The sequence below is a fragment of the Roseateles sp. genome, assembly GCF_047654785.1.
In the GTDB taxonomy this organism is placed as follows: domain Bacteria; phylum Pseudomonadota; class Gammaproteobacteria; order Burkholderiales; family Burkholderiaceae_C; genus Pelomonas.
The window spans coordinates 1,750,020-1,764,813 of record NZ_JASGKQ010000003.1; the positions used below are offsets into that span (position 1 = coordinate 1,750,020).

15 protein-coding genes are annotated in these 14,794 nt (G+C 66.6%); 6 read left to right on the forward strand and 9 right to left on the reverse strand.

All coding sequences use genetic code 11. The features are described 5' to 3' along the window. Window position 1: 1 nt before the first annotated feature. From QM788_RS17080 to QM788_RS17105, 6 genes are all read right to left on the reverse strand, one after another. Window positions 2–418, reverse strand: coding sequence for a cytidine deaminase (locus tag QM788_RS17080; protein WP_415662654.1), 417 nt, complete (start codon window positions 416–418; stop codon window positions 2–4). After that, window positions 418–1,383: an ABC transporter permease gene (locus tag QM788_RS17085; protein WP_415662655.1), complete on the reverse strand. Its 966-nt coding sequence runs from the start codon at window positions 1,381–1,383 to the stop codon at window positions 418–420. Before QM788_RS17085 ends, QM788_RS17080 begins: the two co-directional genes overlap by 1 nt. Further along, on the reverse strand, window positions 1,376–2,485 hold the full coding sequence (locus QM788_RS17090) for an ABC transporter permease (RefSeq protein WP_415662656.1): 1,110 nt from the start codon (window positions 2,483–2,485) through the stop codon (window positions 1,376–1,378). The genes QM788_RS17085 and QM788_RS17090 overlap by 8 nt, the downstream gene beginning before the upstream one ends. 85 nt (window positions 2,486–2,570) lie before the next feature. After that, the gene (locus tag QM788_RS17095) at window positions 2,571–4,103 is read right to left on the reverse strand and encodes an ABC transporter ATP-binding protein (protein WP_415662657.1); all 1,533 of its coding nucleotides are present in this window, start codon (window positions 4,101–4,103) and stop codon (window positions 2,571–2,573) included. 5 nt (window positions 4,104–4,108) lie between these two features. Then, on the reverse strand, window positions 4,109–5,083 hold the full coding sequence (locus QM788_RS17100; protein WP_415662658.1) for a BMP family lipoprotein: 975 nt from the start codon (window positions 5,081–5,083) through the stop codon (window positions 4,109–4,111). 108 nt (window positions 5,084–5,191) lie between these two features. Then, complete coding sequence (locus QM788_RS17105; protein ID WP_415662659.1) at window positions 5,192–6,532, reverse strand: MATE family efflux transporter; 1,341 nt, start codon at window positions 6,530–6,532, stop codon at window positions 5,192–5,194. A 131-nt stretch (window positions 6,533–6,663) separates the two neighbouring features. On the opposite strand from QM788_RS17105, the gene acnA reads away from it, so the two are divergent. Then, a complete protein-coding gene (acnA, locus tag QM788_RS17110; protein ID WP_415662660.1) occupies window positions 6,664–9,375 on the forward strand; it encodes an aconitate hydratase AcnA in 2,712 nt (903 codons plus the stop codon). 2 nt (window positions 9,376–9,377) lie between these two features. On the opposite strand, the gene QM788_RS17115 is transcribed toward acnA, so the two are convergent. Then, entirely contained in the window at window positions 9,378–10,376 is a 999-nt protein-coding gene (locus tag QM788_RS17115; RefSeq protein ID WP_415662661.1) for an integron integrase, read from the reverse strand. Between the two features lie 165 nt (window positions 10,377–10,541). Here QM788_RS17115 and QM788_RS17120 point away from each other — a divergent pair, with 165 nt between their 5' ends. The 4 genes from QM788_RS17120 (at window position 10,542) to QM788_RS17135 (ending at window position 12,954) form a co-directional block, all read left to right on the forward strand. Next, window positions 10,542–11,018 carry a DUF4262 domain-containing protein gene (locus QM788_RS17120; protein WP_415662662.1) on the forward strand — a complete coding sequence of 159 codons (477 nt, stop codon included), beginning with the start codon at window positions 10,542–10,544 and terminating at the stop codon, window positions 11,016–11,018. Between the two features lie 88 nt (window positions 11,019–11,106). Beyond that, window positions 11,107–11,487, forward strand: a complete 381-nt coding sequence (locus tag QM788_RS17125) for a VOC family protein (protein ID WP_415662663.1) — start codon at window positions 11,107–11,109, stop codon at window positions 11,485–11,487. A 97-nt stretch (window positions 11,488–11,584) separates the two neighbouring features. Next, on the forward strand, window positions 11,585–12,199 hold the full coding sequence (locus QM788_RS17130) for a DUF1294 domain-containing protein (RefSeq protein WP_415662664.1): 615 nt from the start codon (window positions 11,585–11,587) through the stop codon (window positions 12,197–12,199). 143 nt (window positions 12,200–12,342) lie between these two features. Continuing rightward, window positions 12,343–12,954 (forward strand): methyltransferase family protein, encoded by a 612-nt coding sequence (locus QM788_RS17135; RefSeq protein ID WP_415662665.1) that lies wholly within the window; start codon window positions 12,343–12,345, stop codon window positions 12,952–12,954. Here QM788_RS17135 and QM788_RS17140 read toward each other — a convergent pair. After that, entirely contained in the window at window positions 12,881–13,894 is a 1,014-nt protein-coding gene (locus QM788_RS17140) for a transposase (protein ID WP_415661394.1), read from the reverse strand. The genes QM788_RS17135 and QM788_RS17140 overlap by 74 nt on opposite strands. A 141-nt stretch (window positions 13,895–14,035) precedes the next feature. On the opposite strand from QM788_RS17140, the gene QM788_RS17145 reads away from it, so the two are divergent. Continuing rightward, a complete protein-coding gene (locus QM788_RS17145; RefSeq protein WP_415662666.1) occupies window positions 14,036–14,329 on the forward strand; it encodes an immunity 53 family protein in 294 nt (97 codons plus the stop codon). Between the two features lie 58 nt (window positions 14,330–14,387). Here the strand turns inward: QM788_RS17145 and QM788_RS17150 are convergent, their stop codons facing one another. Then, window positions 14,388–14,672 carry a hypothetical protein gene (locus tag QM788_RS17150; protein ID WP_415662667.1) on the reverse strand — a complete coding sequence of 95 codons (285 nt, stop codon included), beginning with the start codon at window positions 14,670–14,672 and terminating at the stop codon, window positions 14,388–14,390. Between the last annotated feature and the right edge of the window lie 122 nt (window positions 14,673–14,794).

The following is a 14,794-nucleotide window of genomic DNA, read 5'->3' on the forward strand; positions in this document are numbered from 1 at the left end:
CTCAGAAATTCAGGTGGGACGGCCCGAAGCTGTGCGGCAGCAGTTCGGCCAGGGTCCAGCGTTGGCGGATGCCGCCGGGGTCGGCCGCGAGGATGACGAGTTCCTCCGGCACCGCGAACTCGCGCAGCTTCTGGCGGCAGCCGCCGCAGGGCGTGATGATTTCCGGCCCGGGGCCGCTCACCAGCGCGGCGACGGCGCGCTGGCCGCCGGCCATCCGCATCGCCGTCAGCGCCGAGGGCTCGGCGCACCAGCCCTGCGGGTAGGACGCGTTCTCCATGTTCGCGCCGATGTGGATGCGGCCCTGCTCGTCGAGCAGCGCGACGCCGACGCGGTAGCCGGAGTACGGCACATGGGCGAAGTCGCGCGCGCGCAGCGACTCGGCGAGCAGGCGGGCGAGCAGGTCCTGGGAGAGTTCCATCAGCGTTCCTTCACGTAGGGCCGGCCCAGCGCCTTGGGCGCGACGGCGGAGCCGATGAAGCCGGCCAGCAGCACGACGGTCAGGATGTAGGGCAGCGCCTGGATCAGTTGCACCGGCACTTCGCCAATGCCGGGCAAGGCCACGCCCTGCAAGCGGATCGCCACCGCGTCCAGGAAGCCGAACAGCAGGCAGGCGCCCAGCGTCGGCAGCGGCTTCCACTTGCCGAAGATCATCGCGGCCAGCGCGATGTAGCCGCGGCCGGCCGTCATGTTCGGCGAGAAGGACGCGTTCTGCGCCAGCGTGAGATAAGCGCCCGCGAGGCCGCACAGCACGCCGTTCATCAGCAGCGCCTGGTAGCGCAGGCCCTGCACGGACATGCCGGCCGCCTCGACCATCGCCGGGTTCTCGCCGACGGCGCGCAGCCGCAGGCCCGGCCGGGTGCGCTCCAGGAAGAACCAGACGGCCGCGACCATCAGGAAGGCCGCGTAGACCAGCGCGTTGTGGCTGAGCAGCCCGTGGCCGAACACGGACGCGAGCCAGTGCCCCGGCTGCGGCTCGGCGAAGGCCGGCGCCAGCGCGGTCAGGCGCACGTCGGGCTCGATCGGCGGCGTCTGGCCGCCCTGCTGGAACCAGGCGATGCCCAGCACCACGGTCAGGCCGGCCGCGATCATGTTCAGCGCGACGCCCGAGACGACCTGGTCGCCGCGATGCGTCACGCAGGCGAAGCCGTGCACCATCGACGCGGCGCAGGCCACCGCGACGGCGGCCGCCAGGCCCCAGGCCGTCGAATGCGTGACCGACGCGGCGGCGGCGGCGGCGAAGGCGGCGAACAGCATCTTGCCTTCCAGCCCCAGGTCGATGACGCCGGCGCGCTCGGACAGCACGCCCGCCATCGCGCACAGCAGCAGCGGCGCGCTGACGCGCAGCGTCGAGGCCAGCACGGACGCGATCAGCACCTCATCCACGGCGGCCCCCTTTCAGCGCGGCGTAGAGGCGCGCGAACAGCGGCGCGCTGACGGTCGCCATCGCGCCGGAGAACAGCACGATCAGGCCCTGCGCCGTGACGACCATCTCGCGACTGAAGCCCTGCAGCTCGAACGACACCTCGACGCCGCCCTGGTAGAGCACGCCGAACAGCAGCGACGCGAGCACGATGCCTAGGGGATGGTTGCGCCCCATCAGCGACACGGCGATACCGGTGAAGCCCGCGCCGGCGACGAAGTCCAGCGTCAGCTTGCCCTGCACGCCGGAGATTTCATTGACGCCCACCATGCCGGCCAGCGCGCCGGAGAGGGCCATCGCCAGCAGGATCTGCGCGCGCGGCCGGATGCCGGCGTAGTGCGCGGCGCGCGGCGCGCTGCCAACGGCACGCACCGCGTAGCCGGCCGCGCTCTTCCACAAGAACCAGCCGACGAAGACGCAGGCCAGCAGCGCGATCACCAGGCTGAGGTTCAGCGGCGAGGACGGCAGTTCCCAGCCCAGCGCCGCGGCGATCTGGTGCAGCGCCGGCATGCGGGCACTGTCGGCGAACTCGGCCGACTCCACCGACATGCTGCCGGCCGGGCGCAGCCAGTTCACCAGCAGGTAGCCGTTCAAGCCGGCGGCGAGGAAATTGAACATGATGGTCGTGATGACGACGTGGCTGCCGCGCCAGGCCTGCAGATAGGCCGGCAGCGCCGCCCACAGCATGCCGAACGCGGCGGCGGCCAGCACCAGCAGCGGCAGCATGACGATGGCCGGCAGCTTCGCGCCCAGCCACAGCGCAGCCAGCGCGACGCCGATGCCGCCCAGCGTCGCCTGCCCCTCGCCGCCGATGTTGAACAGGCCGGCGTGGATGGCCACCGCGACCGCGAGGCCGGTGAAGATGAAGGTGGTCGCGTAGTACAGCGAATAGCCCAGGCCGCGCACGCTGCCCAGCGCGCCGTTCAGCAGCACCTCCAGCGCCTGCCAGGGGCTGTGGCCGATCAGCATGACCACCAGGCCGGCCACGACCAGCGCGACGGCGAGGTTCCACAGCGGCAGCAGGCCGATGTCGATCCACTTCGGGAGTTGCAAAGGCTGGCTCATGTCTGCCCCTCGCCTGCGGTGTCCCGCAGTCGATCCCCCGAGGGGATGCGGGCCGGCTCGGGAGCGGCCCAGCGCTCGGCTCGCGTCATGCTGCCGCCCTTTCTTCCTGCGCGGCCATCAGCAGGCCCAGGCGCCGCTCGTCGCAGTCCTCGATGGCGAGTTCGCCGGTGATGCGGCCGGCGTTCATGACGACGACGCGGTCGGCCAGCGCCAGGATCTCGTCCAGCTCGCTGCTGACCAGCAGCACCGCGCAGCCGGCGTCGCGCAGCGCGCGCAGCTGGTGGTGGATGAATTCGATGGCGCCGATGTCGACGCCGCGCGTCGGCTGGCCCACCAGCAGCACGGCCGGCTGCTCGCCGATCTCGCGGGCCAGGATCAGCTTCTGCTGGTTGCCGCCGGAGAACTTGCTGGAGCCCAGGTTCTCGTCGCGCGGGCGCACGTCGAAACGCTCCTGCATCCGGCGGGTCGCGTCGCGCATCGCCGCATGGTTCATGGACGCGCCGCGGCGGTACTTGGGCAGGCCGTGGTAGCCCAGCACGGCGGACTCCCATGCCGGGAAGCTCATCACCAGGCCCACCGCGTGGCGGTCCTCCGGCACATGGGCCAGGCGCAGCGGGCGGGCCTGCGCGGTGTCCAGCCAGGCCTCGGGCGTGAACGAGCGGCCGCCCAGCGCCATGCGGCCGCCCTCGGGCGCGCGCAGCCCGGACAGCACCTCCAGCAGCTCGCTCTGGCCGTTGCCCGACACGCCGGCCACGCCGACGATCTCGCCGGCCTTCAGCACCAGGCTCACGTCCTTCAGCGCCGGCACGCCGTTGGCGTGCCTCAGGCTCAGGCCGGACGCCTGCAGCCGCACGTCTCCGGCCTTGATCTCCATGCCGGCGGGCCGCCCCAGCGTGACCTTGCGGCCCACCATGGACTCGGCCAGCGCGGCCTCGCTCCACCCGGCGATGGGCCGGGTCTCGACCACCTGGCCCGCGCGCATCACCGTGACGGCGCTGCACAGGCTCATCACCTCGCGCAGCTTGTGCGTGATCAGGATGAGCGTGGTGCCCAGCTGCTGCAGCCGGCGCAGCGTGACGAAGAGCTGGTCGGTCTCCTGCGGCGTCAGCACGGCCGTGGGCTCGTCCAGGATCAGGATCTTCGCGCCGCGGTACAGCGCCTTCAGGATCTCCAGCCGCTGCAGCTCGCCCACCGGCAGGTCGGCCACGACGGCGTCCAGCCGCACCTGCAGGCCGGTCTCCCGCATCAGCGCCTCCAGCCGGGCCCGCACCCGGGCCTTGGACGGCGCCAGGAAGAAGCCGCCCTCGGCGCCGAGCATGATGTTTTCCAGGCAGCTCAGCGTGTCGACCAGCATGAAGTGCTGGTGGACCATGCCGATGCCCAGCTGGATGGCCTGCTGCGAGTTGGCGATGCGCACCGGCTGGCCATCGACCTCGATGCTGCCGGCATCGGCGTGGTAGTAGCCGTACAGGATGGCCATCAGCGTGCTCTTGCCGGCGCCGTTCTCGCCGACCAGGCCGTGCACGCTGCCGGCCGCGATGTCGAAGGACACCTCGCGGTTGGCCTGCACGGCGCCGAAGCGCTTGGAGATGCCCTGGAGGCGGACCGCGACCGTCATGCCGGTCAGAGCTTGCAGGCGTTGTCTGCCATGTAGTCCGCCACCTTGACCTTGCCGGCGATGATGTCGGCCTTGACGGCATCGACCTTGGCCTTCAGCGCCGGGGTCAGCAGCCGGGCGTTGTGCTCGTCGGCCGCGTAGTCCACGCCGCCTTCCTTCAGGCCGAGCACCTGCACGCCGGGCTTCCAGCCCTTCAGCACGTTGTAGACGGCCACGTCCACGCGCTTGACCATCGAGGTCAGCATGGTGCCGGGCTGCAGGTGGTTCTGGTTGCTGTCCACGCCGATGGCGAGCTTGCCGGCGTCCTTGGCGGCCTGGTAGACGCCCACGCCGGTGCCGCCGGCGGCGGCGAACACCACGTCCGAGCCCTTGGCGAACTGGGCCTTGGCCAGCTCACCGCCGCGCGTCGGGTCGTTCCACGCGCTGGAGGTGGTGCCGGTCATGTTGGAGATCACCTCGACCTTGGGGTTGGTCTTGCGGGCGCCCTGCTCGTAGCCGCACTGGAACTTGCGGATCAGCGGGATGTCCATGCCGCCGACGAAGCCGACCTTGCCGGTCTTGCTGACCAGCGCGGCCATCGCGCCGACCAGGTAGCTGCCCTCCTGCTCCTTGAACAGCACGGACTGCACGTTGGGCAGGTCCACCCGGGCGTCGATGATGGCGAACCGGGTCTTGGGGAAGTCCTTGGCCACCTGCTGCAGCGCCGACGCCTGCGCGAAGCCGATGCTGATGATGGGGCTGGCGCCGCGCTCGGCCATGCGGCGCAGGGCCTGCACGCGCTGGGTGTCGTTGCTGATCTCGAATTCGAGGTATTTCTTGCCCGTCTCCTTCTTCCAGGCTTCGGCGCCCTGGTAGCCGGCCTGGTTGAAGGATTTGTCGAACTTGCCGCCCATGTCGAAGATCACCGCGGGCTGCTGGGCTTGCGCCGCGCCGCAGGCGAACGCCAGGGCCAGGGAAAGGCGGATCGGGGTGGGCTTCATGGGGTGGGCGGTCGGATTCCGGCGAAAGGCGCGCATTGTAGGAAACATCCCTCAAGTTCTACGGACCAGGAAAACACCGATCCGGCGGCCCCGCCGCGGCCCGGCGCCTCACCCCGGCCGGGCATGGCGCAACCGGCGGTGCGCCGCGCGGGCATGGGGCAGCCAGCCCAGTGTCGCCCATCGGCGCCACATCAGCAGGCCGCGGATCCACTCGTCGGCGGCGTAGGCGATCCACACGCCCACCAGCCCCCAGCCCAGGTAGACGCCCAGGAACCAGCTGCCCCCGGCCAGCACCACCGCCATCGACGCGGCGCCGGCCATGACCGGGTAGCGCGCATCGCCCGCGGCCCGCAGCGCGTTGATGACGACGAGGTTGAAGGTGCGGCCCGGCTCCAGCAGCACCGTCCACCACAGCAGCGTGCAGCCCAGCGCGACGATCTGCGGGTCCGACGTGAAGCGCGCCAGCAGCCACGGCCCGGCCAGCGCGAAGCCGCCGGCCACCACGAACGCCACCGCCAGCCCCAGCGCCAGCGACTTGCGCACCAGCCGGTGCGCCGCGTGCAGCTCGCCGGCGCCCACCATGTGGCCCACCAGGATCTCCACCGCGAAGCCCACGGCCAGGCTGAACATCAGGATCACGTGCAGGAACTGCATCGTGTACGCATGCGTGGCCAGCGCATGGGCGCCGAGCTGCGCCACGCAGGCGATGCTGACCATGAAGGCCAGCCGCCAGCACACGTTCTCCGCCGCGCCGGGGATGCCGATGTGCAGCACCGTGCCCAGCGGTGCGCGCACCAGCCGCCACCAGTCCGCCCGGCGCAGCCGCAGGCCCAGCCGCGCCCGCCACAGCGTCACGTGGGCCAGCAGGCCGATGCCCCGGCCGCACAGGCAGGCCAGCGCATAGCCCGGCAGCCCCAGGCGCGGCATGGCCAGCAGCGCCACCGCCAGCGTGACCAGCTGGATGGCGATGACCACCGCCAGCGCCTCGCGGCTGCGCAGGTGGGCGCGCATGACGCTGGACATGTTGGCGTTCCACGCATCCAGCAGCAGCGCCGGGGCCAGCGCCTGCAGCAACGCCTGCGCCAGCGGCGCGACCTCGGGCGGCGCGTTCACCAGGCGCAGCAGCGGCCCGGCTGCCAGCAGCGCCGCCACGGCGCCGCCCAGGCCCAGCCAGGTGCTGGCGCCGACGACGGCGCGGGCCACGGCATCCGCCTGGTCGCGCCGGCCGGCGCCCAGCGCCTGCGTGACGGCCACGCTGACGCCCGCGCCGATGACCCGGAACAGCACGAACAGCGCCGCGAACACCTGGTTGGCCAGGCCGAACGCGGCGCCCGCGTCGTCGCCCAGCCGCGCGGCCAGCGCGGTGCCGACGACGCCGATGCCGATGCCCAGCAGCAGCTCCAGCAGCATCGGCCAGGCCAGCGGGAAGAGGCGCGGGCGGGCGGTCATGCGGCGCCTCGCCCGAGGCGGGGGGCAGCGGGCCCGAGGGCGGGCTGACCGGGCTTGTCGGGCTTCGGGGCGGGAATCACACAGGTCACGGCAAGCTCGCCAAAATGGGCCGGCATCGTAAAGGAGCCGCCATGCCCAAGCCCGCCGCCCACGCGTTCGCCGACACGCTGTCTAGCTTCCAGCCCGGGGCCGGCCAGCCGGCGCGGTTCTTCTCGCTGCCCCGGCTGGCCGAGGCGTTTCCGAACATCCGCCGCCTGCCGCTGTCGCTGCGCGTCGTGCTGGAGAGCGTGCTGCGCAACTGCGACGGCCAGAAGGTCACGCCGGCCCACGTCGAGCAGCTCGCCCGCTGGCGGCCCAACGCCGAGCGGGTGGACGAGATCCCCTTCGTCGTCGCCCGCGTCGTGCTGCAGGATTTCACCGGCGTGCCGCTGCTGGCCGACCTGGCCGCGATGCGCAACGTCGCCGCCGCGATGGGCCGCGACCCCAAGGCCATCGAGCCGCTGGTGCCGGTGGACCTGGTGGTGGACCACTCGGTGATGGTGGACCACTACGGCAGCAAGAAGGCGCTGGACCTGAACATGAAGCTCGAGTTCGAGCGCAACCGCGAGCGCTACGAGTTCATGAAGTGGGGCATGCAGGCCTTCGACACCTTCGGCGTCGTGCCGCCGGGCTTCGGCATCGTCCACCAGGTGAACCTGGAATACCTGGCGCGCGGCATCCACCGCGGCAAGGACGGCGTCTGCTACCCCGACTCGCTGGTGGGCACCGACAGCCACACGACGATGATCAACGGCATCGGCGTCGTCGGCTGGGGCGTGGGCGGCATCGAGGCCGAGGCCGGCATGCTGGGCCAGCCGGTGTACTTCCTGACGCCGGACGTCGTCGGCTTCGAACTGACCGGCCGGCTGCGCGAGGGCGTCACGGCCACCGACCTGGTGCTCACCGTCACCGAGATCCTGCGCCGGCACAAGGTGGTGGGCAAATTCGTCGAGTTCTTCGGCGAGGGCACCGAGAGCCTGTCCGTGCCCGACCGCGCCACCATCGCCAACATGGCGCCCGAGTACGGCGCGACGATGGGCTTCTTCCCGGTGGACGGCAAGACCCTCGACTACTTCCGCGGCACCGGCCGCAGCGCGGCGGAAATCGACGCCTTCGAGGCCTACTGGAAGGCGCAGCAGATGTTCGGCGTGCCGGCCCGGGGCGAGCTGGACTACAGCGCCGTCGTCACGCTGGACCTCGGCAGCGTGGCGCCCAGCCTGGCCGGCCCGAAGCGGCCGCAGGACCGCATCGAGATCACCCACCTGGCCGCGCGCTTCGCCGAGCTGTTCAGCAAGCCGGTGGCGGAGAACGGCTTCAACCAGCCCGCGGACAAGCTGGCGCGGCCCTACGTCACCGAGTCCGGCATCCCGGTGAAGAACGGCGACGTGCTGATCGCCGCCATCACCTCCTGCACCAACACCAGCAACCCCGGCGTGCTGCTGGCCGCCGGCCTGCTGGCGAAGAAGGCCGTCGAGGCCGGCCTCAGCGTGCAGCCGCACATCAAGACCTCGCTGGCCCCCGGCTCCCGCATCGTCACCGACTACCTGCGCAAGACCGGCCTGCTGCCCTACCTGGAGAAGCTCGGCTTCAACGTCGCCGCCTACGGCTGCACCACCTGCATCGGCAACGCGGGCGACCTGACGGCGGAGCTGAACAAGCTGATCCAGGACAACGACCTGGTCTGCGCGGCCGTGCTGTCCGGCAACCGCAACTTCGAGGCGCGCATCCACCCCAACCTGAAGGCCAACTTCCTCGCCAGCCCGCCGCTGGTGGTGGCCTACGCCATCGCCGGCACCGTCACGCGCGACCTGATGACCCAGCCCGTGGGCCTCGGCCGGCACGGCCGGCCCGTCTACCTGGGCGACATCTGGCCGCACAGCGACGAGATCCACGCGCTGATGCGCTACGCCATGGACGGCGACGCCTTCAAGGCCAACTACGACCAGGTCACCCGCCGGCCCGGCAAGCTGTGGGACGCCATCCAGGGCGTGACCGGCCAGGTCTACGACTGGCCCGACAGCACCTACATCGCCCGGCCGCCGTTCTTCGACGGCTTCACGATGCTGCCGCCGCCGCTGGAGGCCGGCGTGCGGGGCGCGCGCATCATGGCGCTGTTCGGCGACTCCATCACCACCGACCACATCAGCCCCGCCGGCTCGTTCAAGGAAACCACGCCGGCCGGCCAATACCTCATCGCCCGCGGCGTGCGCCGCGCCGACTTCAACTCCTACGGCTCACGCCGCGGCAACCACGACGTGATGGTGCGCGGCACCTTCGCCAACGTGCGCGTGAAGAACCTGATGCTGCCCGCCCTGCCCGACGGCTCGCGCGAGGAAGGCGGCTACACGCTGAAGGACGGCGCCAAGGCCACCATCTACGACGCCGCGATGGCCTACCTCGCCGAGGGCACGCCGACCGTCGTCTTCGCCGGCGAGGAATACGGCACCGGCTCCAGCCGCGACTGGGCCGCCAAGGGCACGCAGCTGCTGGGCATCAAGGCCGTGGTGGCGAAGAGCTTCGAGCGCATCCACCGCAGCAACCTGATCGGCATGGGCGTGCTGCCGCTGCAATTCAAGCCCGGCGACTCCTGGGAAACGCTGGGCCTGACGGGCGGCGAAACCATCGACATCACGCTGGCCGACGACATCCAGCCCCAGGGCGACGCGACGCTGACCGTGACCCGCCCGGACGGCACGGTGAAGCAAACGCCGCTGACGCTGCGCATCGACACCGCCATCGAGGTGGACTATTACCGGCATGGGGGCATCCTGCCGTTCGTGTTGAGGCAGTTGCTGGCGGGCTGACATCACAAGGCATCCAGCGGACTCAGGATGCCGCGCCCGCCCTTGTTCAGCACATGGGTGTAGATCATCGTCGTGCTGACGTCCGCATGGCCCAGCAGCTCCTGCACCGTGCGGATGTCGTGGCCGGCCTGCAGCAAATGCGTGGCGAAGGAATGCCGCAGCACGTGCGGCGTCACCGGCTTGTCGATGCCGGCCCGCCGGGCCGCCTCGCGCACCGCACGCTGCACGGACTCCGGAAAGACATGGTGCCGCCGCTCCACGGCCAGGCCGGTGCGCGCATCCGGGCGCGGATCGAGCGCGCGCACCGGCGACGGAAACACCCACTGCCAGGCCCAGCTCCTATCGGCCTGCGGGTACTTCACCGCCAGCGCCTGGGGCAGATACACCCGCCCCAGGCCGGCGGCCAGGTCCTTCTCATGCAGCGCGCGCGCCTTGTCCAGCTGCGCACGCAACGGCGCCATCAGGTTCTCCGGCAGCACCGTCACCCGGTCCTTGTTGCCCTTGCCCTCGCGCACGAGGATTTCGCGCCGCGCAAACTCCACGTCCTTCACCCGCAGCCGCAGCGCCTCCATCAGCCGCATGCCCGTGCCGTACAGCAACTGCGCCACCAGCCCCGCGGTGCCGTCCACGTGCAGCAGCAGCTCGCGCACCTCGGTGGGCGTCAGCACCACCGGCAGGCGCCGAGGCCGCCGCGCCTGGACGACCTCGTCCAGCCACGGCAGGTCGATCTCCAATACCTGCTTGTACAAATAGAGCAGCGCCGCCTTGGCCTGGTTCTGCGTGGCCGCGGCCACCTGCCGCTCGACCGCCAGATGGCTCAGAAAGGCCTCGACCTCTGCCGCCCCCATCTCCTGCGGGTGGCGCTTGCCGTGGAACAGGATGAAACGCCGCGCCCAATCCACATAGGCCTCCTCGGTGCGGAAGCTGTAATGCCGGGTGCGCAGATGGCTGCGCATCTGGTCCAGTAGCTTGGGGCGAGGGGGTGGCGATACCGACGGCATGGGCGAACCTCCGGGCACCTGTGCGACGAGTGCGTCCGCGAAATTTTAGGTTTGCCTAAACTGTAGCGGGAGACGATTTCAGGGGGGAGGGAATGCTCTGGCTTGTCTTAGCCGACTGCGCACCGTAGCATGGGCGTCGTCTAATCCTAGTTAGGTGCCACAGACATGGTTCGTAGAGTTGGCGAAGATGAGAGCGAGCAAAAAGTCATAGATGACATCGCCAACTTCGGATGGCACTGCGTCAGCATTTTTGCCGAAGGCGAGCAATCCGGTTATTCATTTACGGTGGGCTTGTTTGAGTCTTACAAGCACCCAGAACTCATCATTTTTGGCCTTTCATCTAAGGTTGCTCACCAAATTTTTTGCATCGCTGCCGATGCAGCAAAGTCTGGTCATCCGCTAGATCTCGCACTCCCAACTGATGCTCTAGTCAACAACTATTTATGCTGCTTCGCCGAAGTTCCAACCATTGGGTATCAAGAGTACGTCGGTTTCTGTTGCTGGTACTATCAAGGCAATGACTTTCCGCTCTTTCAAATTGTCTGGCCTTCACGCTCTGGGCTCTTTCCATGGCATCCTCAAGCCACATCAGAGTTTCGTGCAATACAGCCAGTCATTGCGGCTGTCGCTAGTGGCACCTAACATCTCGTTCAAGGCGGACGGCTTCGCCGCCGCTTAACTCCAGCGTTAGACCGCAGAAATTGATTGGTCGAATCGTGGAGGAAACCTCATGAAGCGCGTGACAGGCATAGGCGGCATCTTCTTCAAGTCCCCTGATCCCAAGCGACTGGGAGCTTGGTACCGAGATCACCTCGGGCTGGCCGTAAGCGATTGGGGAGGCGCTGTATTTCAATGGGGAGGCTCCGACAGCGAGCCTGGGATGACCATCTGGAGTGTGTTCGCGCAAGACGCGAAGAAGATGGATCCAAGCATGTCTCCCTTCATGATCAATTTTCGCGTGGACAATCTTGACGCACTTCTGGCCGCTTTACGTGCAGAGGGCTGCAACGTACTTGATGAGGTGGAGTCCTCTGACTTCGGCAAGTTCGGATGGGTCATAGACCCTGACGGAAACAAAGTCGAGCTGTGGGAGCCGCCAGCGGACCAATGAGCCACGCACTGCGGTCTAACAATTCATTCAAGCCGACGTTGCTTCGCAACGCGGCTTAATTCAGGCGTTAGGCCTCACGAAACACATTTCCGCACTCATGCGCTTTGAAGGCAACCTCACTTCCTGGAACGACGAACGCGGCTTCGGGCGCATTGAATCCAGCCAGGGCGGCGAACCCATCTTCGTCCACGTCTCTGCTTGGCCTCGGGGCACGGGTCGCCCTCAGCTCGGACAAGCCGTCAGCTTTGAGGTGGAACTTGGGCCAAAGGGTAAGCGCGCCAAGAACGTTCAGCTCGTCCAATTTCGCCGTCCCGTCAGACCGTCCGAACGAGCAACACGTGCGCAATGGGGAACGGCGACCCTCTTTGCCATACCTGCCTTCCTTGTCATCTACGTCGTGGTCGCGGCAGTTTGGAAGCTTCCGCTCTGGGTCGCCGGCCTGTATCTCGCCGTCAGCGCTGCGACCTTCCTGGCCTACGCCGCAGACAAGTCGGCCGCAAGCAGCGGCGCATGGCGCACACCGGAAAGCACGTTGCACATGCTGGCTGTCGCAGGCGGGTGGCCTGGCGCACTGTTGGCGCAGCAGCTTCTTCGCCACAAGTCCACAAAGCAACCGTTCAGGCAGGTCTTCTGGGCAACCGCTTTGCTCAATGTCGTTGGTCTCGTGTTGTTGGCATCGCCACTTCGCCGGTCCCTTCTGCCTGCGCTGTGAGGCCTAACCAGTCGTTCAACCGGACCCGCAGCGGCATGCGGCCTGGCCCGCGCGGCGCATGATAAACAAAGGCGCTGCGCGGGCCAGGCCGCATGCCGCTGCGGTCCGGTTAACTCCAACGTTAGGCAACACGGGAGAGATTTGTGCCGCCGCAATTCAGCATCGGACTCAAACTAGCGTGGCTAAGCGTATTGCTTTACTGGCTATGGAGCGCTCGCCGGGTCAAGGCACCTGAAAGAATAGAGGCTCCATTCAAACGCTTCGTCGCTTACTGGCTTCCACTCCTTATCGCGGTCTTGCTGCTCGGCCCAGGTGATTGGTTTGGCCATAGCTTGTTGCGTGAGAACTTTGTCCCGCACACTACGCTTGTCTACTCTATAGGCTTAGCCCTCTGCCTCCTTGGTGCCGCGCTTGCAATCTGGTCACGCCACTTACTAGGTCAAAATTGGAGTCTCAGCGTCCAGCTAAAAAAGGAGCACGAGCTAATCCAATCCGGCCCCTATCGGCTCGTGCGGCATCCGATTTACAGTGGCTTGTTGCTTCTGTTCATCGGCAACACGCTCATGGTAGGTGATTGGCGTGGCATTCTGGCAGTAGCAATTGTCTTTCTATCGTTTTGGCGCAAACTCAAACAAGAAGAAAGTTGGCTCACACAACAGTTTGGAACAACTTACCTAGGACTTACGCAAAACGCATCAAAACCGAAGGACTTCGCAGCTCCTGGCGCATCCGTTCGGACAGCCAACTGGTCTTGATCTGATACATCGAAGAGAGTTTTTCCTTGGCCACCGCCCGCAGCCGCAGCCAAACCAAGATCGCGCAGGCGATGTGGTTTCTCTGCATTCGCGCCTTGCGGCACTGACACTTCTCAACGCCCGTCAGCTGCTTGAGTTCTCGATGAAACTGCTCGATCTTCCAGCGCAGCGCACACGCCTTTTGCGTGCCCTGCGTCGAATCTTGAGCCAGATCGTTCGTCACGACCCAATCCGTGCGGTGGGAAGACACCGTCACCCGGAAGAGCTTCACCTTGTAGTCCCTGGGGAATCCCTTGATCTTGATCAGCTTGCCGCGCTCAGCCTCTTGTGCCGTCCAGCACAAGCCGCTCACTGCCCGGTACGGCGTTTGGCCGGCGCTGTCATCGACCAGCCGGTTGGCCTTGATCGGGCAGTAAAAGCGTCTGCCCAGGCTGTCCACCAGCAGCATCAGCTCCATCGTGGCGTACCAGGTGTCGAACAGCACCCGGGTGAAGGGCAGTGCTTTGTTGCCCGCAGCGCTGACCAACATGTCGCGCACGTGCTCCAGCTTGGTCTTGCCGTCCTGCTCGGGCGCAAACAATCGATAGTCGATGGGCCAATACTCGCCGGTGTCGGGGTTGACGTAGAGGCAGTTCACCAGGCCGATCCCTTTGATGATGCCGTGGGCATTGCCGCTGTACTGCCGGCGAACCAACTCGATCTGGTGCGAATGGCCTTTGTCGAGGATGGTGTCGTCAAACACGATGCATCCCCGGGGGGATGGAACGATGTCACGCTGCGCATGCTCCCAGACCAAGCTGGCCGACAGCTTGTCGCCTTGCAGGTATCGCTTCACCGCATCGTGGCTGAATCCCTGGCCGTGATCCGCAAAGTTCGTCATGGTGAAATTGGTCTGGCTGGTCAGGATGAACTGGCAGTAGTCGATTCTTTTGATGGACAACTTTGCATGCTGAGGTCGATGCGGCACATTATCCAACAAATACCATGCAGGGTCTATTTATTTAAACGTTTGCGTAAGTCCTAAATTCATTCAAGCCGACGCCGCTTCGCGGCGCGGCTTAATTCAGGCGTTAGGCCGCTCATGAGTGAACTACAGCGACTTCAAGACTGGTATCGGGCTCAATGCAATGAGGACTGGGAGCATTCGTTTGGCGTCAAGATCGATACGCTCGACAACCCAGGTTGGATGGTCAAGATTGATCTCGTGGAGACCGATCTAGAAGGGAAAGCCTTTGAGCCGCAGTCTCATGGGAATTCCGATACTGATACTGACTGGATTGTCTGCAAATTGGAGTCTGGGCAGTTTGTCGGCTACGGCGGTGCCAATAATCTCGCCGAGTTGTTGCGTACTTTCCTCAATTGGGCCTGCGCGTGACGCGGCCTAACAATTCATTCAAGCCGACGCCACTTCGTGGCGCGGCTTAATTCAGGCGTTAGGCCGCAGAAGAACACTTATGCCACTCGGTGATATTGCAGGCGAGGCACTTGGTGGCGTACTGCGCGTCATTGGACGCATCTTCGTTGAGATCGTCTTTGAGCTGCTGGTCAAAGGGGCAGGCCACGTTCTGATCCGGCTGGTAAAGCCCAGGTCTGAGCCAAGCGAGGGCAGCTGCGCTATCGTAGGCTTGCTTTTCTGGGCTGCTGTGGTCATCGGTGGCTACTTCATCTACCGGGCTACAGCGGCCTAACAATTCATTCAAGCCGACCTTGCTTCGCAAGGCGGCTTAATTCAGGCGTTAGAAATTATGGGCCGCACCTGTGATTGCACATTTAACCGGCAAGCGCTATTATCCAGCGAAGTTGCCGTGTGTTTTTATTGCTTTAGTCAGTTCCCGCCGTG